The sequence below is a fragment of the Streptomyces sp. NPDC107521 genome (assembly GCF_055598485.1).
On sequence record NZ_JBVKAT010000005.1, the window covers coordinates 37,454 to 58,282 of the forward strand.

Here is a 20,829-nt window from a genome sequence, read left to right on the forward strand (position 1 = left end):
GCCCCGACGGGTCCACGGGGCGCGGGCCGCCGTCCCCCTCACCCCTCCAGGGAGACTGGTGTGAACCGGTACCTGATCGCCACGGCGGCGTTCACCGGAGTGTTCTGCGGCATCTGGGGAGGCTTCGCGGGCACCGTCGGCCTCTCGGCCTGGGCCGGGTTCGCCGGCTGCACCGCCTACTTCGCCTGCGGCCGGCGCCTTCTGCACGGTGCGGCGCTCACCCTGACCAGCAGCTTCGCGGGAGTGCTCTGCGCCTGGCTGATGATCGAGGGCGCGGTCGTGCTGGGCAGCGGCGACGTCGCGTACGCGCTGACCGTGGGCCTCTTCGTGACCTGCATCGTGCTGCTCGGCCACTTCCGCTGGACGTCCTTCGTCCCCGGCACCTTCGTCGGCTGCTACTCCCTCTTCGCCATCCAGGACAACGACTGGCCGCTGCTGCTGGCCTCCCTGGCCGCGGGCATCCTCCTGGGGCTCCTGTGCGACTGGGGCGGCAGCACCCTCTTCGCCCGCTGGAAGCCCGCGCCGGAGAGCGCCGCCGTCGACGCGGGCTGACGACGGCCCTCTCCGTCCGGTGGCGGCCGACGACGGCGACGCCCCGGCCGGTCCCGCCACGCGCGGACCGGCCGGGGCGCCGCCGTACCGGCGCGGGCCGGGAGCGGCGGTCCGACGGCCGCCCCCGGCGCCTCACGCGGGGCACCTCACGCGGCCGACCGGTCCCGGACCGCCGTGGGACCGCCGGCCGGCTCCGCGGCCGGCCCGTGCGCGGGGCCGCCGAACCGCAGCAGTTCCGGGGTCCGCAGCGCGAGCAGCCCCAGCGCGGCGACGAGGACGATCCCGGCGCCGGACACCGTGGCCTCCAGACCGGCCCACTCGGCGAGGCCCCCGAGGGCGAGCGTCGCCAACGGCATGATCCCGATGGCGAGTTCCTGGAGCCCCAGGGCCCGGCCGTGCACCGCCGGTTCGGTCGTCATCAGCAGCAGCGTCGTCTGCAGCACCCCGAACGCCGCGCCGGCGACGCCGATCAGGCAGATCAGCACGAACGACAGCACCGCGTCGTGGGAGAGCGCGAACAGGGCCCACAGGAACGCCCAGAGCGCCGTCCCGCCGACGAACACCGCCCCCTTGCGCGGGAAGTCGCCCATCCCGGCGATGACCAGCGATCCCACGAGCCCTCCGACACCGCTGCAGGTCAGCAGGGCGCCGAGCCCCGCGGCGTCCATCCCCAGCGACTCCTCCGCGAAGACCGGCATGAAGGACTGGTACACCGGCCACAGCAGCGTGTTCGCCGCGAGGGTGACCAGGAGGACCGCCACCGCGAGCCGGTTGCGCCCGATCAGCCGGAACCCGTCGGCCACCATCGCGAGCACCGGTCCGGTCCCCTCGTCGACGACCCCGCCGTAGGGGCGCAGCGGCAGCAGCAGCACCAGCGAGGCCGCGTACCAGGCGGTGGAGACCCAGAGGGCGGCGGGCGCGCCGATCGCCGCGATCATCGCGCCGCCCAGCCCCGGGCCGATCACCTGCGTCATGTTCAGCGCCATGGAGTTGAGCGCGTTGGCGTTCGACAGGTTCTCCCGGCCCACCAGTTCGAGCACCAGGGAGGCCCGGGCGGGCTGCGAGGGGGACTGCGCCAGGCCGATGGCCAGCCCGCCGACCACCAGCACCCAGTACGACAGCAGATCCGCCGTGGCCAGCGCCGCCACCAGGGAGACGGCGACCCCGGCCCACCCGCAGGCGACGATGAGCAGCCGGATCCGGTTGTGCCGGTCCGCGTAGGCACCGGCCACCGGCCCGAGGAACATCGGGGCCAGCCGGGCGGAGGTGAACACCGCGACGAGGAACGTCGAGTGGGTCAGGTCGAAGGCGAGCCAGCCCATCACCAGGGTCTGGGTCCACACGCCCCCGAAGAAGAACACGTTGGAGAACCACAGCAGCCGGAAGGGGCGGTTGCCCCTCAGCGACGCCAGCGGGCCGCCCGGACCTCGTCCGCCTCCCCTCACAGGAGGAGGTCGCCGTCGCGGGCGACGACCCGGCCACCGGCCATCACCAGCTTGCGCGGGGCCACCCGGACCAGCGCGTCCGGCACGTTCTCGGCGTCGACGAGCACCACGTCGGCGGGGGCTCCCGCGACCAGGTCGTGGTGCTCGCGGTGGACGAACGCCCGGCCCTCCGAGGTCGCCAGCCGCACGGCGGCGACCAGGTCCTCGTCGGTGTGCAGCCCGTGCAGCCGGGCGAACCCGAGGGCGATGGCGAGCATGTCGCCGTCACCGAAGGGCGACCAGAGATCGCGGATGCCGTCGGTGCCCAGGCCGATGCCGATGCCGCGGTCGGTCATCCCGCGCCACGGCAGCGGCGCGGACCGCACCGGGGCGACCGTCGCCCAGGAGATCCCGGCCTCCTGGAGGCCGTCCAGCAGGCCCGGCAGGCGCCCGGCGGGCAGCTCGCCGAGGGCGAAGCCGTGCGAGACCGTCACCTTGCCCCGCAGCCCGGTCCGCAGCGTGCGGTCGATGATCAGCTCGTACTGGAAGGCGCCCAGTTCACCCCCGTCGTGCAGATGGATGTCGAGCCCGGTGCCGTGCCGCTCCGCGATCCGGAACAGCCCGTCGAGCTGGGCGACGGGGTCGCGGTCGATGCCCGCCGGGTCGATGCCGCCGATGCTCGCCACCCCGGCCGCGGCGGCCCGGTCCAGCAGGTCCAGCACGCCGGGGCGGCGCACCACGCCGTCCTGCGGGAAGGCGACGATCTCCACCTCGACGGCCCCGCCGAGGCGGTCCGCCGCCTCGCGCACCGCCTCGACGCCCCGCAGGCCGACGCCCAGGTCGACGTCCACATGGGTGCGGGTCGCGGTGGTGCCGTGCCGGACGAACTCCCGCAGCACGGCGGTGGCGCTGTCGACACCGGGCAGCCCGTACCGGTCGCGCTCGGCCCGCTCGTGGGCGATGCGGCCCTCCGTCGTGGAGTCACCGCCGTAGGACACCCAGGGCTTGCCCCACCAGCTCTTGTCGACGTGCGCGTGGGCGTTCACGAAGCCGGGCAGGGCCAGGAGCCCGCCCCCGTCGACGAGTCGGCCCGCGGGCGGGCGGACGGAGGCGGGGCGCACCTCCTGTATACGGGTGCCGTCGATGAGCACATCTACGGCGGGGCCTCCCCAGGGGCGGACGTTCGTCAGGGTCGTCAAAGACATGGAGAAAATGGTATCCCATTTTTGGTTCCATGGTCCGGCGCGGCGCGGGGTAAGGCCGGGGGCGGGGGCCCTGGAGAGGGCCGGGCAGGAGGGCACCCCGGGGCCCGGCGGGGGTTCGGCGGGGCCCGGGAGGGGCATGGCGCGGGCCACGGGGCGGGCGGCCGGCCGCGGCGCCGGGCCCGGGCCGCCAGGGGGCGATCCCCGGCCCCCGGGCCGCGTGCGCGCCGCCCGGGGCGACGGCCCGCCCCGGGCGGAGGGGACTTCGGCCCGGCGGCGGCCGGGGCTACGTCGTCCGGTTCTGCTTGCGGTGCTCGATGGCCGCCGACCGGCTGCTGGACAGGTGCTGCGCCACCAGCTCGTCGACCCGGGCGACGTCGCGCTCCGCGACCGCCTCGTAGAGGGCCTCGTGCTCCCGCGCGATGGCCAGCAGGTCGTCGTGCTGGCTGAGCAGCCAGCGCAGCCTGCTGCGCAGCACCCGTTCCAGCTCGGTCAGCAGCTCGTTGGCGGCCAGCGTGGCGATCGTCTGGTGGAAGTCGGCCGCCGCGCGGCGCGCGCGCACCGCGTCCCCGGCCCGGGCCGCGTCGAGTTCCGCGTCCACGTCGGCGCGCAGCCTCTCCAGGCCCGCGCGGGTGTGCCGCTGCGCGGCCAGCCGGAACGACAGGGACTCCAGGGCCGACCGCACCTCGTCGAGGTCGGTGATGTCACTGGGGGTGAACTCCCGCACCACCGCCCAGGACCGGGGGCGCGGTGTCACCAGCCCCTCGGCCACCAGCGCCTGGAGGGCCTCCCGCACGGGAAGCCGGCTCACGCCCAGCGCCTCGGCCAGGTCCCGCTCGACCAGCCGGCTGCCCGGCTGCCGCACGCCGTCCAGGATCTCGTCCCGCAGCTGCCGCGTGACCCGCTCCGACTCGGGAGCGAACTCCTCCGGCACCGTGGTCCCGTCCTTCTTCACTCGCTTCACACGACGATTCTCCACGATGCCCGGCGCGGGGCCGCGCCCCCGGCCCGCCGTCACCGGTCCCGGCCCGGTGTGCCCCGCGCCCGGCGGGCGGCGTCCGGGGGCGGCGCACCGGCCCGCCGACACATCGGCGCGGCGGGTCGGCGCGGGGCGCCGGTGGGGCGGACCGGTGCGGGGCGGGCGCGTGCCGATGGCGCGGCTGGCGTGGGGCGACCCGGCGCCGGGCGCCGCCCGAAGCGGGCGCCCGCACACGGCTGCGCACCGCCCCGCGCCGGTGCGTCTCATCCAGCCTCACCCCGCCCCGCCTCACCCCGCCCCGCCTCACCCCGCCCCGCCCCGCCCCGCCCGGCCCCGCCCCCGGCGGGGCCCAGGCCGCCCGCCCGGGCCCTTTGGTCAACCATCCGTCGAGGTCACGGGGGTTCCGCCGCGCACCGGGGCGCCCGTGTGGTCCGCGAGGGTGCGCCGGGCCGTCCACCCCCTCGACTCGGCCCGGCCGACGTCCAGGACGACGGAGTGCGCCAACTGGTCCACGGCGTACCGGGACAGCGTCGGTTCCGCCCGGTGCCGCACCCGGGCCAGCCGCTCGGCGACGCCCGCCGCGGTCCGGGCCAGCGGCAGCGGCACGTGGCCGACGCGGGGCCGCACCCCGTGGGCCCGCAGCACCGCCCGGACCGCCGCGTCCCGGTCGTACGGCACCGGGTCGGCGATGTTGTACGCGCCCGGCGGCCACCCGGCGGCGAGGAGGCAGGCGTCGGCGAGGTTCTCGACCGCGGTCAGGCTGAGCCGGACGCTCGGGCCGGGCAGCAGGAGCAGCCCCCGGCGGACGCGTGACAGCAGCCGGGGCACCAGATGCGGGTCCCCGGCGCCGTAGACCGCCCGGGGCCGCAGCGCCACGGCGCCCGCGGCCAGCGCCAGGGCCTCCCCGGCGGCCTTGGTGCGCCCGTAGGCGTTGAGCTGCCCGCGCACCGGATGGTCCTCCGTGATCCGGGAGCGGCCGGGCCCGGGCGCGTAGACGCTGGCGCTGCTCACCCACACCACCGGCCGCCCCCCGGCCGCCTCCAGCAGCCGCGCCGTGCCGTCGACGTTGACGGCGCGCATCACGGCCTCCGCCGGGGAGCCGGGAACCGGGTCGCCCACCGCCGCCGCGCAGTGCACGACGAGGTCCGCCCCCGACAGGTCCGGCACGTCGCGCTCGGCGTCCCACGGGACGTGCTGCCCGACCGGACCGGGCCGTCGCCCCACGCACAGCACGCCGAGGCCCCGGGCGGCCGCCGCGAGGGCGACGTGGGAGCCGCAGAAGCCGGTGGCCCCGGTGACGGCGACGGTGGTCACCGGGCCTCCGGGCGGCCGGGGCCGGTGGTGGCCCGGACGGTGAGGGAGCGCCAGCCGGGCAGCGCCGCGCGCCGGTCCGCCCGGACGCGCAGCACCACGGGCCGGTGCGCGGCGAGCGCGGCCAGGACGTCGTCGAGCTGGGCGCGGGCCAGCCGCGCGCCGGGGCAGGCGTGCGGTCCGGCGCCGAAGACCAGCCGGGCCGCGGCGGCCGGTGCCGGGTCCAGGGCGTCGGGCGGCCGGTCGTGGGCCCGCGCGGCGTGCCGGACCACCAGGGCCAGCCGGTCCCCGGCCCGCACCGGGCACCCGTCCAGCCGCGCGTCGGCCGCCGCCACCCGGGGGAGCAGTGGGGAGGGCGCGAGCACCCGCAGCAGTTCGCCGGCCAGGGCGGGGCGCAGCCCGTCGTCGGCCGCCTGCTCCCAGAGCCCCGCGTCGGCGCACCAGGCGGCGGCACGCGGCAGGGCCGCGACGGTGGTGTTGACGGCGGCGACCGCGAGGACGGCGCGCAGCGCGGGGTCCGCCGCCGTCCCGGAGACGGGCGCGAGCAGCGCCTCCAGCCGTGCCGCCGCCTCGTGGGCCGCCCGCGCGGTGCCGGGCGGGCGGGGGCCGGGCAGATGGCCGCGCACGGCGGTGGCCGCCGCGTCGGCCGCCGCCCCGGCGATCTCCTCGGGCCCGGCGGTCGTGCCGCCCAGCAGCGCGCGGACGGTGGCCCCGGCCATCTCCCGGGCGAGCGGCACGAGGTCGACCTCCCGGCCCGCGCCGAGGGGCGCCAGGCGGCGCTCCAGGACCTCCCGCCACACCGGCCGCAGCCGCTCCACCCCGGCCGCGCCCAGGCCGTCGGCAACGGCGCGCCGGGCGGCGCGGTGTCCGTCGCCCTCCTGGTCGAACAGGGCCCCGCCCGCGGACAGTTCGCGGGCGGCGCCGCCGGTGGTGCCCGGGGCGGCGCGGTCCAGCGGGACGCGGGTGAGCGCCTCGCGGCAGGGCTCGGTGCCCTGCACCAGCACGGTGCCGCCGACACGGGTGACGGCGCGGCGGCGGGTGGCGGCGAGGAGGGCGAACAGCACCGGGCGGGACCGGGTGTACACGCGCCGGTCGCGGCGCCGGGCGGCGCGCAGCGCGGCCGGGGCCGGGGGCTGGGAGGGGACGGTGGTCATCGCGAGGTCACCCGCTTCGGTTCGGAGGGCGTCGGGGCGGTGCGGCCGTCCGGCGGCCGGACGGCGGGCCGGCACGGGCACGGGCACGGGCACGCGGGCCGGCACCGGCTCGGACACCGGTACCGGCATCGGTGCCGGCACGGGCATCGGTGCCGGGGCGTCCCGATGGGCGTCCGCCGCGCTCTCGGGCCCGTGCCCCGGCCCGCCTTCCCGGTCCGGCCCCCGGTTCGTGCCCCGGTCCGGGCTCCGGCGCGGCCCCCCGCGGCCCCGTCCTCCCGCGAGGCCCGCCCGCCGCCCCCGGCGGTCATCGCCCGGCCCCTTCCGCCAGGCGCCGGGCGGCGAGGCGGGCGGTCGCGGCCCGGTCCGGCTTCAGGGAACGCCCCGCCAGCGGGACGTCGTCGAACAGCACCGCGTCCGGCCGGGCGGTGCCCATCCGGGCCAGCGGCTCCGCCAGGGCCGCCCGCAGCGCGGCGGGGTCGGCGCCGGGACCCGGCTGGACGACGGCGACCAGGCGCTCGTCGCCGTCATCCGCCGGAACGCCGACGAGCAGGGCCAGTTCGACCCCCGCCACGTGCAACGACGGTTCGTACAACCCCGGATAGACGTTCTCCGCGCGCCGCAGGACCATGTCCTTGAGGCGGCCCTCCAGCACGATCCGGCCGCCGTCCAGCCGGGCCCGGTCACCGGTGGCGATCCAGGGGTCGGCTGCCTCGCCCAGGCAGCGGTCCCGGGCGGCGGGGCCGGTCAGCAGCAGCTCCCCGGAGGCGCCGGTGGTGGCCCGTACCCCGGGCAGGGGCGCGCCGGCCAGGTCCCCGTCCCCGGTGAAGGCCGCCTTGTCGGCCTGCTCGACCGCCGCCGCCGGGAACAGCTCGGTCAGCGCGTACACCCCCCACGCCTCGTCGGCACCGGCCCGCTTGACCCGGGTGAGCAACTCGGCGCCGGCCGGGGCCGACCCGGTCCACACCCGCCCGCCGAACCGCCCGCCCCGGGCCAGGACACTCCGCAACTGAGGTGGTGTCAGATAGGTGGACTGCGGCGACAGGCACCGTAGTTGGCGGGAGAGCACCCCGGGGGTGCGGGCGGGCAGCGCCACCGGCGCCCCGCTCGCGAGGGAGGGCACGAGGACGAAGAAGGTGCCGCCGAGGACGGGCCGCCCGGCGCCGGGCCGGACCAGCTCGGCCACCGTGGCCATACCGGCGGCGAGCGAGGACCGGGTGTGCACCACGGCGCGGGGCCGGGAGGTGGTGCCCGAGGTGAACACGATGACCGCGTCGCCGTCCCCGTCCACCGGCCGGGGCAGCGGTGCCGCCCGCACGCCCGCGTCCAGGGCCGGGGCGCAGCCCGGCAGCCGGGGTCCGACCGTGGCCACCGGCCCCAGCTCCGCCAGGTGCGGCAGCGCGAGCCGGGCCCGGCGGGCCAGCGGCCGGGCCCAGCCCGCGACGGCCTGGGCGGCCGCGTCGGCGAGGACGACGTCCGGAGGGGCCAGGGCGAGCCGGGCCCGCAGCACGTCCGGCCCGGCGCCGGGGTCCAGCACCGCGGCCCGCGCGCCGAGGCGGTGCACGGCGAGCATCACCGCCAGCGCCCGGGGCCCCGGCCGCAGGGCGACCCCGACGGTGCAGCCCCGCCGGACGCCGCGCGCGTGCAGGGCGGCCGTACAGCGGTCCGCGAGGTCGGCCAGGTCCCCGGAGGTGGCCGTGGTCCGTACGGCGCCGGTCCGGGTGGCGCCCAGGACGGCCGGCCGGTCCGGGTGGCGCCGCAGGGTGTGCGCGAGGGCGTCGAGCATCAGCGCGGGTCCTCCCCGTGCCGGCCGGGCCCCTTGCCCAGGTACCAGCGGGCGGTCCCGGCCGGGCCGTACGCCCGCAGCCGCCGGCTGGAGTTCTCGACCACCATGTCCCGGGCCCGGACGATGGCGGTGGTGCGGCGGCGCACCCGGTTCAGGAAGATCCGGTCGGTGGGGGAGGGGCGGCGCGGCATCCCCCCGACCGCCTCGTACAGCGCCGCGGTGACCGCCATGTTGTTGCCCGCGTGCATCCGGTAGGGCGTCAGGTAGCCGTGGCGCCGCCGGTGGGCGGGGCGTAGCCGGCCGAACAGCGCGGCGGCGCGGACCAGCGCGCGGAAGGCGGCCCGCCCGAGCGGCCCGTGCTCGTCGGCGCGCGCGTCCACGCGTCCGCAGACCAGGCCCGCGCCCTGCCGCAGGGCGGAGCGGGCCCCGGCCGTCCAGCCGGGACGCGGCAGGCAGTCGGCGTCGGTGCGGGCCAGCCAGGTCGCGCCGTGCCCGATCGCGTACCGGAAGCCGGTGTCCACCGCGCAGCCCACCCCCTTCTCCGGCTCGTCGAGGACGTGCACCGGGAAGGGCGCCCACCGGGCGAAGTCGTGGGCGAGGGCCGCGGTGCCGTCGGTGGAGGCGTTGTCCACGACGACGAGGGTGAAGTCGCGGTCCCGCTGGGCCGCGAGCGCGTCCAGCGTGGCGCCGATCCGCGCGGCCTCCTGGTGGGCGGGCACCACCACCCAGAGCGCGGTCACGCCTTCTCCCAGACCATCGTCATGATGCTGACCCCGCCGCCCAGCCCCACGAACAGGACCCGGTCGCCCGGACGCAGCCCCGCGTGGACGCGGTCGAGCTGCACGCCCAGCGTGGCGCTGGCCATGTTCCCGAGCGTGGGGACGGTGACCACGAGCCGGTCCCGGGGCACCCCGGTCAGCTCCACGAACCGGTCCAGGTAGGGCACCGTGACCTGGTGCACCAGGACGTGCCGGAAGTCGTTCCAGCCCAGTCCGGTGCGCCGCCGCATCCGGTCCAGCACCGACGTGCCGACCTTCTCGAAGACCGCGCGCAGCTCGCCGCCGTCGCCCCGGAAGTACGTGTGCTCGTCACCCCGGGGGTGGCGCGAACCACCGCCGGGGATGCCGCCGACCCGCCAGTGCTCGGAGTGCGTCTCGGTGTCCACGTCGACGATGCCGCCCCGCTCCACCGCCTCCAGGACGACCGCGGCGCCCGCGTCGCCGAAGGTGTAGCCGGCGAACCCGTCCCGGAGCTGCCCGGCGCCGGACGGCGCGTGCCGCACCGCGCGGCTCGGCGTCTCACCGGTGACGACCAGGGCCCGGCGGGCCCGCCCGGCGAGGATCATCGCCCGTGCCGTGCCGTGTCGATGCCGTTGACGAAGCTGTTGCAGGCGTTGGTCACGTCCAGCGCGTGCGCCCGGGAGCCGAGCGCGGCCTGCACGACGTGCGCGGTCGCCGGTTCCGCCATGTCCCGCGTGGCGGAGGCGAACACCAGCAGGTCCAGGTCGTACGGGGCGAGCCCGGCCCGCTCCAGCGCCGTCCGCGCCGCCCGCACCGCGAGCGTCGAGGCGTACTCGCCGTCCGTGACGGCCCGGCGCGAGACGATGCCGGTGACCCGTTCGAGCACCCGGGGCGGCAGGGGGAGCCCGGAGGCCGCGGCGACGCGCTCCCGAAGGCGGTCCGAGGTCACTTCGCGCTCCGGGAGGCAGGAGGCCACCGCGATGATGCCCGCCCGGCACTCCGGCGCGGTGGCGGCGTGGTCTATGTGCATGGCCCGGATGCTAGGAGCGCCCCGGCGGGCCCCGCCTGAGTGCCGGTACTCAGACGGAGTGGGTGATCGTCCGGTCCCGCGCGCCCCCGGAAGCGCCCCGCACGGCGGACGGCGGCGGTGCCGACGCGCCCGCGGGAACCGCTCCACGGCGGCCGGCGCGCGGCTCGGCCGTGGAGCGTCACCCGGGGCAGCGGACGGCCGTCCGCGTCGGACAACGGGGTGCCGCGGTCGCGGTGTTCACCCGCCGGGGTCCCGCCGTCCGGAAGCTCCCGCGTCCGCGGGCAGTCCGGGCAGTCCGGGCTGGCCAGGGCCTCCCCGGCGCGCGCGGTCCGGGCCCGCACGGGGAGCCCCCGGTGCGACAGCCCGCCGGGCTCGGGATCAGCGGTGCGCGCGACCGGGATCGCGTAGGTGTCGGTGCCGTCGTCCCGGGTCAGCAGCGCGCAGCCCAGCGGGACCAGCGCACCCGCCAGGCGGTCGAGCTGCCGGACGGGGAGGCCGCCCCGGCGCGGCGGGGGCCCGGAGCCGGCCCCCGGCCGGGCGGGGCAGGGCGGCGCCGATGCCCTCCGGCGGGATCCCGAGGGCACGCACCCGCCGGGCCACGGACTCCGCCGGCCGGCCCGGGTGTTCCTCCCCGGTCCGGTCCATCGCGAAGACCACGTCGTCGGTTCGCGGTCCCCGCGCCCGCTCGTCGGGGGTCAGGACCGGTTCGCTCAGATGTGCCACGACACCAACGCTGTCAACGGCGCACCGGGGCCGTGCCGTTCGTGCCCGGGGCGGCGAAACCCGGTGGCCGCCCCGCCGCGGCGGCCGGTACCGTCGGCCTCCCGGCGGCCCGCACGGGGGTCCGCCCCGCCGAGGAGGAGCATCCGCGTGACCAGCCGGCCAACGACCACGCTGTGGCGTCCGACCGGTCCCCGGGAACTCGAACTGGTCCGGGCGTCCGGCTGGCGGGACTGGCCGCCCAGGCTGCCCGAGCAGCCGATCTTCTATCCGGTCCTCAACGAGGAGTACGCCGTGCGGATCGCGCGGGACTGGAACGTCAAGCACGACGGCGCCGGGTTCGTCACCCGTTTCGAGGTCGGGACGGACTTCCTGCGTCGCTACCCCGTCCAGCGGGCGGGCGGCAGCACGATCCTGGAACTGTGGGTGCCGGCCGGGGAACTCGACGAGTTCAACGGGCACATCGCGGGGAGGATCGAGCTGGTGCACGAGTTCCGCGGGCACCCCTGACGGAAGGGAACCGGACACCATGGACGCCTCCCGGGAGCCGCGCACGGCGGGGAGCGGTGCCCGGCACACCGGGCGCCGGTCCGCGTACGCCACCGCGGCGGCGCGGCTCGCCCGGTTCGGCGACCGAGAGCTGGGCGACGCCGTGGCCGCCGCGGGAGAGGCCGGTTCGGGCATCGGCGGCAGGCGGGCCGAGATGGAGATCGAGGGGATTCCGGTCTTCGTCAAACGGGTCCCGCTGACGGAGATCGAGACGCGCCCGGAGCACCTCCGTTCCACCGCCAACCTGTTCGGGCTCCCCCTCTTCTACCAGTACGGCGTGGGGTCGTCCGGGTTCGGCGCCTGGCGCGAGCTGGCGGCGCACCTCATGACCACCTCCTGGGTGCTGCGGGACGAGTACGGCGGATTCCCCCTGCTGTACCACTGGCGGGTCCTCCCGGACCGGCCGCCGCCGGACGTCGCCGACGAGTTCGGCGGCGTCGACGGCGCGGTCGCGTACTGGGAGGACTCGCCCGCCGTGCGCGCGCGGCTGGAGGCCATCGGCAGGTCGTCCCTGAGCCTCGTGCTCTTCCTGGAACACCTCCCGCAGACCCTCGGGACCTGGCTGGCCCGCGCCGGTGACGCGGTCCGTCCGGGGGCGGAGGACGGCGGCCCCCATCTGTGGGCGTGGCGGGAGCTGCTCCGGGGAGCGGAGTTCATGGGCTCGCGCGGGCTGGTGCACTTCGACGCCCACCTCGCCAATGTGCTCACCGACGGCGAGCGGGTGTACTTCTCGGACTTCGGGCTGGCCCTCGGCCGGGGCTTCGACCTCACGCCGGAGGAGTCCGCCTTCCTCGACGACCACCTCGTCTACGACCGCTGCTACGTTCCGTGGCACCTGCTCCGCCACCATCTGCCCGGGGCCTGGCGCGGCGGGGCGGAGTGCGGCGCCTTCCTGCGCGACTGGATGGCGGGCCGCCGCCCCGGCGGGGTTCCGGCCGGGATCGCGGCCGCCGTCGACCTCCATGCCCCGGCCGCCCTCGTCATGGACGGGTTCGCCCGCCGCCTCGTCAGGGAGAGCAGGCGCACCCCCTTCCCGGCGGCGGAGATCCGCCGGGCCCTGGGCGGCCCGGAGGGCATCGGGTGACGTCCCCGGCCGCCCCGGCTCGCGTGGTCCCGCCCTGTTCCCGGCCCGGCCGGCCCGGTCGCGAGGACCGGTCCCGGTCCCACCGGCCCGGGGCGCCCAGCCGGAGCCGATGGCGGGCACGGGGCGCGGCGGTCAGTGCTCAGGCGCCGTCTGCCGCGGGCCGCCCCCGGCGTGGCGCCGGTCGCGGACGTAGATGACCGTCGTCTTCCCTCCGCCGACCGTACGGCGGTCCAGTTCGAACAGGGAGGTCGCGGCGAGGAGGTCGCTGAGCTTGGCGTACCCGTAGGTGCGGGAGTCGAAGTCGGAGCGCTGCTTGGTGATGATGTGGCCCACGTGCGCGAGGTGCGACCAGCCGTCGTCGTCGGAGGCCGCTTCCACCGCGTGCCGCAACAGGTTGACCAGCGCGGCGTCGCCCTTCAGCCGGGCCGCCGTGGCCCGCGCGGCCGGCCTGGCCTCGGCCGGGGCGTCGGAACTCTTGAGGTTCTCCACGTAGATGAACTTGTCGCACGCCGCGACGAAGGGCTTGGGCGTCTTGCGCTCGCCGAACCCGTACACCGTCAGCCCGGACTCGCGCAGCCGGGCCGCGAGGCGGGTGAAGTCGCTGTCGCTGGAGACGACGCAGAACCCGTCGAAACGCCCCGAGTACAGCAGGTCCATCGCGTCGATGACCATGGCGGAGTCGGTCGCGTTCTTGCCGGTGGTGTAGGCGAACTGCTGGATGGGCTGGATGGACTGGGCGAGCAGGTGCTCCTTCCAGCCCTTCAACTGCGTCCCGGTCCAGTCCCCGTAGGCCCGCTTGACATGGGCCGTGCCGTACTTGGCGACCTCCGCCAGCAGTTCCTCCAGCGCCGACGGCTGCGCGTTGTCGGCGTCGATCAGCACCGCCAGTTTCGCCGTGTTCTCTCCGGTTCTCTCCACAGCAGGCGACCGTAGTCCAGTAATCCGCGGGCCGGGAGCCCCCGTTCAGCACGGACGGCCGCCCGGGGCGGTGTCGGCCGTCGCGGTGCCGGCCGGGCCGTGTCGCCGGGCCGGCCGCGCCGGGCCCCCTCCGACGCGGCGGGCCCGGACGCCGGCGGTCGCGCGACCACCGGCGTCCGGGCCCGGCCGGACGGGTGCCCTACAGGTCCTGGAGGAGGTTCGTCACCGAACCGTTCTCGAAGATCTCCCGTATCGCGCGGGCGATCAGCGGCGCGATGGACAGGACCTCGATCTTGTCCAGTCCGGTCGCGGCGGCCGTCGGCAGGGTGTCGGTGAAGACGAACCTGCTGACCCTGCTGTTCTTGAGGCGGTCCAGGGCCGCCCCGGACAGGATGCCGTGCGTCGCGGCGACGATGACGTCCTCGGCACCGGCGTCGTGGAGGGCGTCCGCCGCCGCGCAGATCGTGCCGGCGGTGTCCACCATGTCGTCCACCAGGACGCAGACCCGGCCCTCGACCTCGCCCACCACCTCGTGGACGCTCACCCGGTGCGCGACGTCCTTGTCCCGCTTCTTGTGGACGATCGCGAGCGGAACGCCCAGCCGGTCGCACCACCGGTCCGCCACCCGCACCCGCCCGGCGTCCGGGGACACCACGGTGAGCCGCTGGTGGTCGGTGCCCGCGGCCACGTGGTCGGCGAGCAGCGGAAGCGCGAACAGGTGGTCGACCGGACCGTCGAAGAAGCCGACGATCTGGTCGGTGTGCAGGTCGACCGTGATGATCCGGTCCGCGCCGGCCGCGGTCAGCAGGTCCGCCAGCAGCCGGGCCGAGATGGGCTCCCGGCCCCGGTGCTTCTTGTCCTGCCGCGAGTAGCCGTAGAAGGGCACCACGGCGGTGATGCTGTGCGCGGACGCCCTCTTCAACGCGTCGATCATGATGAGCTGTTCCATGATCCACGTGTTGATCGGGGCGGTGTGCGACTGCACCACGAAGCAGTCCGCGCCGCGCACCGACTCCTCGTGGCGGACGTAGATCTCGCCGTTGGCGAAGTCCCGTGCCCGGGTGGTCACGAGACCGGCGCCGAGCTCGGCGGCGATGCGCCCGGCGAGATCGGGGTGGGCCCGCCCCGTGAAGACCTGGAGCCGGCGCTCGGCGGCCGGAGTCACCGCCCGTCCTCCTGGCCCAGGGCCGGGTAGTCGGTGTAACCGCGGTGGTCGCCGCCGTAGTAGGTGGCCTCGTCGGCGGCCTGGAAGGGACCGCCCGCCCGGACCCGGGCGGGCAGGTCGGGGTTGGCGAGGAAGAGCGCCCCGAGGGAGACGGCGTCGGCCAGGCCCTCGTCGAGGACCTGCTGGGCGGTCTGCGCGGTGGACGGGAAGGAGTCCGGCGCGGCGTGCGGGTTGAGCACCAGGTTGCCCTTCCACAGCTCGCGGATCACGAGGGTCACCGGCCGGGTGACCATCTCGCACACCTCCAGGAACGCCAGGCTCGGCAGCGCCGGGACGAGGGCCCGGTAGAGGGCCTCGGTGTCGCCCTCGGCGATGTCGTTGTACGTGTTGGCGGGCGAGACGCGCACGCTGGTGCGCTCGTTGCCGATGGCGGCGGCGACGGCCTCGGTGACCTCGACGGTGAGGCGGATGCGGTGGGCGATCGAGCCGCCGTAGGCGTCGGTGCGGCGGTTGGTGTTCTCGGCCAGGAACTGGTGGAGCAGGAAGCCGTTGCCCGCGTGGACCTGCACACCGTCGAAGCCGGCCTCGACGGCGTGGCGGGCGGAGGTGACGAACTCCCGCACGGTGGCGGCGATCTCGTCACCGGTCAGCTCGTGCGGGACGGGGTAGTCCCGCGGGCCCTCCGGGGTGAAGCTCTGCCCGGCGGCGGCGACCGGCGACGGGCCGACCGGCTGGTGGGCGTCGGCGTAGAGGGCGGGGTGGCCGATGCGGCCGGAGTGCATGAGCTGGACGACGATCCGGCCGCCGCGGGCGTGGACCGCGTCGGTGACGGCGCGCCACGTCCGGACGTGCTCCGGGTCGTGCAGGCCCGGCGTGTTGAGGAAGCCCTGGCCGAGCGGGGAGGGCTGGGTGCCCTCGGTGATGATGAGGCCGGCGGAGGCGCGCTGGGCGTAGTACTCGGCCATCAGTTCCGTGGCGGCGCCGCCGGGCTCGGCCCGGTTGCGGGTCATCGGCGCCATGACGAGGCGGTTGGCGAGCCCGATCTTGCCGAAGGTGGTGGAGTCGAAGAGCGAGGTCATGATCTTCCTTGACTGGTTTCAGGAGGTGGCGGACTGATGGCGGGCGTAGGCGGCGGCCAGGCGGCCCCCGACCTCTGCCGTGGAGATGAGGACGGCCATGTTGGCCTGTGCGGTCCGTCCCCCGGTCGCCCGGTCGACGGCGTGCATCAGGTACTTGGTGAGGCCCTGGCCGGTGACGCCGTCCCGCTCGGCCCGGGCGAGTGCGTCGGCGATGGCGGCCTCGGCCTCGGCGGAGTCGACGGCGTCCTCCTCGCGCGGCGGGGTGGTGATGACCACGCCGCCCGGGTGGCCCGCGGCCCAGTGGGTGTCGACGACCCTGGCGAGGAGGTTTTCGTCGTCGATCCGGTGCGGGGCGCGGAAGCCGCTGGAGGCGCAGTAGAAGGCGGGGAAGTCGTCCGAGCCGTGGGAGATCACCGGGACGCACTGCGTCTCCAGGTACTCCATGGTCAGCTTCAGGTCGAGGATCATCTTCGCCCCGGCGCAGACGACGGCGACCTTGGAACGGGTGAGCTGGACCAGGTCCGAGGAGATGTCCATCGTCGTCTCGGCGCCGCGGTGGACGCCGCCCAGGCCCGCCGAGGAGAAGAACGGGATGCCCGCCAGCTCGGCGGCGACCAGCGAGGAGGCGACGGTGGTGGCGCCCGCCCCGCCGCGGGCCAGCACCACCGGCAGGTCGCGGCTGGACACCTTCGGGATGCCCGAACCGGACGCGAAGCGCTCGATGTCCCGGTCGGTCATGCCGACCCGGATCGCGCCGTCCTCGATGCAGATGGTCGCCGGGACGGAGCCGCCCTTGCGGACGGCGGCCTCGACCCGCACCGCGGTCTCCGCGTTGTGCGGGTACTTCAGCCCGTGCGTGATCACGTTGGACTCCAGGGCGACGACCGGGCGCCCCTCGTGCAGGGCCTCGCGGACCTCTTCGGTGTGGACGACGGGTATCGCGGAGCTCATCGGGTTCCTTCGGTGGGGATGGGCTGGGAGTACTGCGGCTGCTTCCACAGCAGGTCGGCCTTGGCCTCGATCTCCGGGACGTGCACCCCGGCCGTCCAGTCGGCCGGGGCCACGGGCTCGACGGCGACCGACACGGAACCGGGCTCGACGCCGAACACCCGGGTGACCGTCCGCGTCAGTTCGGCCACCAGATCGGCCTTCTCGTCCTCGGTGAACGTGCGGGGGAAGTGCTTGATGCTGACGTGCGGCACGGCGGCGGACGTCCTTTCGGTTCGGGGGGAGCCCCACCCCGCGGCGGGGGACGCACGGGGTGGGGCGTTCTTGGGGGCCGGTCGGGTCCGGCGGACGCCTACCGGCGGCCGGCCACTTCACGGACACGGGCGACGAGTTCGTTCACCCCGTGCTCCTTCAGCACGCTGTAGTGGTCGCCGCTGAGCCGGACGACGCGCGGCGGACAGGAGCAGTAGCCGGAGGCGTTCTCCAGGAACGAGTAGTCGTCGCCGCGCGCCTTGAAGATCGTGACCGGGGCGTCGACCGTGCGCTCCTCCAGCTCGCGGAAGCTGTACTCGAACTCGTAGGTCCGGGCGACGATCCGGGTGATGCGGCGGATCGTCCCCTCGTCGAGCGCGGGCATCCGCTCGTGGACGAAGGCGACGAAGGAGTCCTCGTCCGTCACGCGCTCCAGGCAGTCCCGCACGGCCGGACCCTGGGCGGTGCCCGCGAACACCGAGAACAGGACGGTGAGGTAGGCGGGGTTGGCGAAGGACGACTCGCGGCCCCACTCCCGGCCCTCGGGATCCCGGATCGTCGGGTTGCCGGGACAGATCAGCAGCAGGTTCTCGACCTTCTCGCCGAGCTGCTCCAATTGCCAGGCCGCCTCGAAGGCCACCCGCGCGCCGAAGGAGTAGCCCCAGAGCGTGTACGGCCCCGAGGGCTGGACCCGGCGGATCTCGGCGACGTCGGCCCTCGCCGTCTCGCGGATCGTGGCGTGGGGCTCCTCGCCCGCGTTGACGCCGTGCGCCTGGATGCCGGTCACCGGCCGGTCGAGGCGGGCCCCCTGGGCGAGCAGGCGCAGGTTCATGGGATAGCCGCCGAGGCCCGGCCAGACGAACACCGGGTCGCCGTAGCCGCCGGGGTGCAGCGGCACCAGACGGGAACTGCGCCGCTGGGCGCCGTCGTCGATGCGGGCGGCCAGGTCGGCCAGTCTGGGTATCTCGAACAGCACCTGGAGCGGGAGGCGCGCGGAGAACTCCTTGTTGATCCGGTTCACCAGCGCCACCGCGTGCAGCGAGTTGCCGCCCGAGGCGAAGAACTCGTCCTGGGTGGAGACCCCGTCGTACTTCAGCATCCGTCCCCACTGGGCCGCCAGCCACTGTTCGGTCTTCGTCGAGGGGGCGACGTGGGGGGCCGAGGTACGGGCCGCGGTCACCTCCGGCAGCAGCGCGGTGGCCTTGGCGTCGATCTTCCCGCTGGCGGTGAGGGGCAGTTCGTTCAGCACCACGACACGGGCCGGGATCATGTAGTCGGGCAGGAACTGGGCGAGGTCGTCGCGGATCATCTCGGCCGGGCCCCGGGTGTGCACGGCGTCCTCGTCCATGCCCTCGTGCGCCGCCTGCTCCGGCGTGACGGGGCCGCCTACGAAGAAGTACGACGCGGGGGCGGGAGGGACCCCGGCGGCGGCGAGCAGGTCGTCCAGGGTCCGCGCGGAGGGCAGCGGGTGCCCGCTCTTCGAGGAGTAGCCGGACGACATGAAGCCCATGCCCGGGACGCGCTGCAGACGGTGCAGCAGGGTGCCGAGCACGATGTAGTGCCGCCATTCCTCGCGGGCCCGGGAGACCGCGCTGATGCCGACGGAGGAACGGTCGTAGACGCCCTGGTTGATGGCGATGACGTGGCGGCGCTCCACCGTCCGGTCGCCGATCCGCTCCAGCGCGCCGTCCCGGTGGTGGTAGAGGCCGGCCGGCAGCCCCGCCACCCGGTCGCCGTGCGTCTGCACGAACAGGTCCACCTCACCGGTGTCCGGCGGTCCCTGGTACGGGGCGAGGGCGAAGGTGCCCAGGTAGTGGTCCTCGGACTCCACGTCCAGCCGCGCGGTGACCGAGGGGTCGAAGCCGGCGGGGACGAGGGAGAGCCCGTACCGGGGCAGGACCTCCTCGAACAGGCCGAGCATGTGGCCCGCCTCGAACTCCAGCACCTCGACGATGTTGTTCTTGTAGACGGGCTCGATGGCGTGCCGCTTGCCGAGGAAGTGCACCTTCAGGCCGGGAGTTCGGCCGGAATCGGTGAGATCCGCGACACGTACGAGGGTATGCTCAAGAGGGTGGTGGTAGTAGACGCCCGACAGTCCGCAGATCCCCTCGATCTCCAAGTACATCTGGGCGGCGTAGAGGGCGCCGGGTGAGGCGTAGGCGTATTTGGGCAGCAGCCGTTCGTCACTGCGGAAGGGGCCGAACCAGCGGAGGACGGCGCCGAGTTCGTCGAGCGTGAGGTCGGTCGCCGCGCGGGGGGCGGATGCCTCGGCCGGGCGCGGGGCGAGCAGTGCGGCCACGTCGTCGGCGGTCAGTGCGCCGCCGCGGTAGAGCCGGTAGGTCTTGCGGGCGAAGGCGACTCTTCGCTGCTCCTCGGTGCCGTCCCGGCCGGGCAGCCGGACGGCGGGGCGGCCCTCCAGCCGCGACGCCTCGCGCAGACCGGGGTTCGAGAGCTGGGCCCTCACCTGGAGCTTGGAGGTCTTCGACTGGTGGTGGGCGGCGTCGCTGCGGCCCTGGTCCATCACCGCGGCCGTGCGCTCGTTGAGTTCGACCGCGGCGACGAGGGTCTTGCCCCCGGTGCGGGCGTCGTCGGTGACGACCGCCGCGGCCCTGCGCACCCACATGTGCTCCTCGACCCGGGAGGCGACCTCCTCGAGTTCGACCCGGTAGCCGCGCAGCTTCACCTGGTTGTCGACGCGGCCGGTGAACTGGATGGTGCCGTCCGGGTTCCACTGGGCCAGGTCACCGGTGCGGTAGAGGCGCTCGGTGGGGTTGAACGGGGAGACGAGGAAGCGTTCCCGGGTCATCACGGGTAAGCCGATGTAGCCGCGGGCCACCTGGATCCCGCCGATGAACAGTTCGCCGCTCTCCCCGATGCCGACCGGGCGGCGGTCCTCGTCGAGGATGTAGCAGGTGACGTTGTCCGCCGGCACCCCGACGGGCACCATCCCGTGGGAGCACTCCGCGAGCGTCTTCTCGTCGGCCCAGTACGAGGTGGCGTTGATGGTGGTCTCGGTCGGGCCGTAGAGGTTGACCAGTCCCACGCCGGGCAACGCGCGCAACAGGTCCTGGGCGAGCGTGCGGGTGAGGGCCTCGCCCCCGGAGAACACCCGGGTCAGGGAGGAGCAGGTGCCCAGTTCCTCGGTGTCGACGAGGGCCTGGAGCAGGGTCGGCACGCCCTGGAGGGTGGTCACCCGGTGCTCCCGGATCATGCCGATGATGCCCTGGGGGTCCCGGAAGATCCCCGGGGTGCCCATGACGACCCGGGCGCCGACCGCGCAGGCCAGGATCTCCCACTGGGCGGCGTCGAAGCTCATCGGGGTCTTCTGCAGGACGGACACGTCCGGGCCGAGGTGTCCGCAGGTGGCGAGCCAGCGCAACTGCGAGACCACACCGCACTGTTCGATCATCACCCCCTTGGGCCTGCCGGTGGAGCCGGAGGTGTAGATGACGTACGTGAGGTGGTCGCCCCGGGGCTCGGGGAGGGGGCGCGGGCGGCCGGGCGCCGGGGCGTCGGCGGCGGTGACCACGACCGTGCCCGGGGGGACCAGGCGGCTGAGCCGCTCGCGCAGATGGGGCTGGGTGACGACCAGGCGGACGCCGGCGTTCTCGACCATGTACCGGAGCCGGGCCTCCGGGTAGTCGGGCGACAGCGGCAGATAGGCGGCGCCGGAGGTGAGGATGCCCCAGACGCCGGTCACGAGGTCGGCGGACGGTTCGGCGAAGAGACCGACACAGGTGTCGGGTGCCGCGCCGAGTCCCGCCAGGTGGGCGCCGAGCCGGTCGGCGGCGGACTTGAGGTCCACGAAGGTGAGGTCGCCGCCGTCCGCGGTGACCGCGACGGCGTCGCCCCGCAGACGGGCCTGCTGGCTCAGCAGACCGCGCAGCGACGTGCGGTGGGAGAAGACTCTGGATATCGGTGCGTGGGTGCTCATTGCTG

18 protein-coding genes are annotated in these 20,829 nt (G+C 75.6%); 3 read left to right on the plus strand and 15 right to left on the minus strand.

The window, feature by feature from the left end; genetic code table 11:
- The first annotated feature begins 60 nt into the window (after positions 1 to 60).
- Positions 61 to 552 (plus strand): DUF1097 domain-containing protein, encoded by a 492-nt coding sequence (locus ACZ7LB_RS09775; RefSeq protein WP_471466698.1) that lies wholly within the window; start codon positions 61 to 63, stop codon positions 550 to 552.
- Positions 553 to 698: 146 nt separating this feature from the next.
- On the opposite strand, the gene ACZ7LB_RS09780 is transcribed toward ACZ7LB_RS09775, so the two are convergent.
- The 9 genes from ACZ7LB_RS09780 to ACZ7LB_RS09820 form a co-directional block, all read right to left on the minus strand.
- Positions 699 to 1,997, minus strand: coding sequence for an MFS transporter (locus ACZ7LB_RS09780; protein ID WP_471466699.1), 1,299 nt, complete (start codon positions 1,995 to 1,997; stop codon positions 699 to 701).
- Positions 1,994 to 3,181: an amidohydrolase gene (locus ACZ7LB_RS09785; RefSeq protein WP_471466701.1), complete on the minus strand. Its 1,188-nt coding sequence runs from the start codon at positions 3,179 to 3,181 to the stop codon at positions 1,994 to 1,996. Before ACZ7LB_RS09785 ends, ACZ7LB_RS09780 begins: the two co-directional genes overlap by 4 nt.
- Positions 3,182 to 3,464: 283 nt before the next feature.
- Positions 3,465 to 4,133, minus strand: coding sequence for a GntR family transcriptional regulator (locus tag ACZ7LB_RS09790; protein WP_471467149.1), 669 nt, complete (start codon positions 4,131 to 4,133; stop codon positions 3,465 to 3,467).
- A gap of 399 nt (positions 4,134 to 4,532) precedes the next feature.
- The gene (locus ACZ7LB_RS09795; protein WP_471466703.1) at positions 4,533 to 5,471 is read right to left on the minus strand and encodes an NAD-dependent epimerase/dehydratase family protein; all 939 of its coding nucleotides are present in this window, start codon (positions 5,469 to 5,471) and stop codon (positions 4,533 to 4,535) included.
- A complete protein-coding gene (locus ACZ7LB_RS09800; RefSeq protein WP_471466705.1) occupies positions 5,468 to 6,622 on the minus strand; it encodes a cytochrome P450 in 1,155 nt (384 codons plus the stop codon). The genes ACZ7LB_RS09795 and ACZ7LB_RS09800 overlap by 4 nt, the downstream gene beginning before the upstream one ends.
- Positions 6,623 to 6,926: 304 nt before the next feature.
- Positions 6,927 to 8,405, minus strand: a complete 1,479-nt coding sequence (locus tag ACZ7LB_RS09805) for a class I adenylate-forming enzyme family protein (RefSeq protein WP_471466707.1) — start codon at positions 8,403 to 8,405, stop codon at positions 6,927 to 6,929.
- Positions 8,405 to 9,145, minus strand: a complete 741-nt coding sequence (locus tag ACZ7LB_RS09810) for a glycosyltransferase (RefSeq protein ID WP_471466708.1) — start codon at positions 9,143 to 9,145, stop codon at positions 8,405 to 8,407. Before ACZ7LB_RS09810 ends, ACZ7LB_RS09805 begins: the two co-directional genes overlap by 1 nt.
- The gene (locus ACZ7LB_RS09815; protein ID WP_471466710.1) at positions 9,142 to 9,750 is read right to left on the minus strand and encodes a 3-oxoacyl-ACP synthase III family protein; all 609 of its coding nucleotides are present in this window, start codon (positions 9,748 to 9,750) and stop codon (positions 9,142 to 9,144) included. The genes ACZ7LB_RS09810 and ACZ7LB_RS09815 overlap by 4 nt, the downstream gene beginning before the upstream one ends.
- On the minus strand, positions 9,747 to 10,175 hold the full coding sequence (locus ACZ7LB_RS09820) for a 3-oxoacyl-ACP synthase III family protein (RefSeq protein ID WP_471466711.1): 429 nt from the start codon (positions 10,173 to 10,175) through the stop codon (positions 9,747 to 9,749). Before ACZ7LB_RS09820 ends, ACZ7LB_RS09815 begins: the two co-directional genes overlap by 4 nt.
- 864 nt (positions 10,176 to 11,039) lie before the next feature.
- Between ACZ7LB_RS09820 and ACZ7LB_RS09825 the strand changes: the two genes are divergently transcribed.
- Complete coding sequence (locus ACZ7LB_RS09825; protein WP_471467151.1) at positions 11,040 to 11,405, plus strand: hypothetical protein; 366 nt, start codon at positions 11,040 to 11,042, stop codon at positions 11,403 to 11,405.
- Positions 11,406 to 11,424: 19 nt separating this feature from the next.
- Positions 11,425 to 12,528 carry a protein kinase family protein gene (locus tag ACZ7LB_RS09830; RefSeq protein WP_471466713.1) on the plus strand — a complete coding sequence of 368 codons (1,104 nt, stop codon included), beginning with the start codon at positions 11,425 to 11,427 and terminating at the stop codon, positions 12,526 to 12,528.
- Positions 12,529 to 12,660: 132 nt separating this feature from the next.
- Here ACZ7LB_RS09830 and ACZ7LB_RS09835 read toward each other — a convergent pair whose 3' ends face one another.
- From ACZ7LB_RS09835 to ACZ7LB_RS09860, 6 genes are all read right to left on the minus strand, one after another.
- Positions 12,661 to 13,446 carry an NYN domain-containing protein gene (locus tag ACZ7LB_RS09835; protein ID WP_471466715.1) on the minus strand — a complete coding sequence of 262 codons (786 nt, stop codon included), beginning with the start codon at positions 13,444 to 13,446 and terminating at the stop codon, positions 12,661 to 12,663.
- A 199-nt stretch (positions 13,447 to 13,645) separates the two neighbouring features.
- On the minus strand, positions 13,646 to 14,611 hold the full coding sequence (locus tag ACZ7LB_RS09840; protein ID WP_471466717.1) for a ribose-phosphate diphosphokinase: 966 nt from the start codon (positions 14,609 to 14,611) through the stop codon (positions 13,646 to 13,648).
- Positions 14,608 to 15,690 (minus strand): alkene reductase, encoded by a 1,083-nt coding sequence (locus tag ACZ7LB_RS09845; RefSeq protein ID WP_471466719.1) that lies wholly within the window; start codon positions 15,688 to 15,690, stop codon positions 14,608 to 14,610. The genes ACZ7LB_RS09840 and ACZ7LB_RS09845 overlap by 4 nt, the downstream gene beginning before the upstream one ends.
- 18 nt (positions 15,691 to 15,708) lie before the next feature.
- Positions 15,709 to 16,641 carry a pseudouridine-5'-phosphate glycosidase gene (locus ACZ7LB_RS09850; RefSeq protein ID WP_471466721.1) on the minus strand — a complete coding sequence of 311 codons (933 nt, stop codon included), beginning with the start codon at positions 16,639 to 16,641 and terminating at the stop codon, positions 15,709 to 15,711.
- Positions 16,638 to 16,892: a tautomerase family protein gene (locus ACZ7LB_RS09855; protein WP_471466723.1), complete on the minus strand. Its 255-nt coding sequence runs from the start codon at positions 16,890 to 16,892 to the stop codon at positions 16,638 to 16,640. The genes ACZ7LB_RS09850 and ACZ7LB_RS09855 overlap by 4 nt, the downstream gene beginning before the upstream one ends.
- 98 nt (positions 16,893 to 16,990) lie before the next feature.
- Positions 16,991 to 20,824 carry a non-ribosomal peptide synthetase family protein gene (locus ACZ7LB_RS09860; RefSeq protein WP_471466725.1) on the minus strand — a complete coding sequence of 1,278 codons (3,834 nt, stop codon included), beginning with the start codon at positions 20,822 to 20,824 and terminating at the stop codon, positions 16,991 to 16,993.
- Between the last annotated feature and the right edge of the window lie 5 nt (positions 20,825 to 20,829).

Bases quoted from the DNA above. Each gene is read 5' to 3' on its own strand.
- ACZ7LB_RS09830 (WP_471466713.1), top strand. From the start codon at position 11,425: ATGGACGCCTCCCGGGAGCCGCGCACGGCGGGGAGCGGTGCCCGGCAC.
- ACZ7LB_RS09860 (WP_471466725.1), bottom strand. From the start codon at position 20,824: ATGAGCACCCACGCACCGATATCCAGAGTCTTCTCCCACCGCACGTCG.
- ACZ7LB_RS09805 (WP_471466707.1), bottom strand. From the start codon at position 8,405: ATGCTCGACGCCCTCGCGCACACCCTGCGGCGCCACCCGGACCGGCCG.
- ACZ7LB_RS09800 (WP_471466705.1), bottom strand. From the start codon at position 6,622: ATGACCACCGTCCCCTCCCAGCCCCCGGCCCCGGCCGCGCTGCGCGCC.
- ACZ7LB_RS09845 (WP_471466719.1), bottom strand. From the start codon at position 15,690: ATGACCTCGCTCTTCGACTCCACCACCTTCGGCAAGATCGGGCTCGCC.
- ACZ7LB_RS09850 (WP_471466721.1), bottom strand. From the start codon at position 16,641: ATGAGCTCCGCGATACCCGTCGTCCACACCGAAGAGGTCCGCGAGGCC.
- ACZ7LB_RS09820 (WP_471466711.1), bottom strand. From the start codon at position 10,175: ATGCACATAGACCACGCCGCCACCGCGCCGGAGTGCCGGGCGGGCATC.
- ACZ7LB_RS09815 (WP_471466710.1), bottom strand. From the start codon at position 9,750: ATGATCCTCGCCGGGCGGGCCCGCCGGGCCCTGGTCGTCACCGGTGAG.
- ACZ7LB_RS09785 (WP_471466701.1), bottom strand. From the start codon at position 3,181: ATGTCTTTGACGACCCTGACGAACGTCCGCCCCTGGGGAGGCCCCGCC.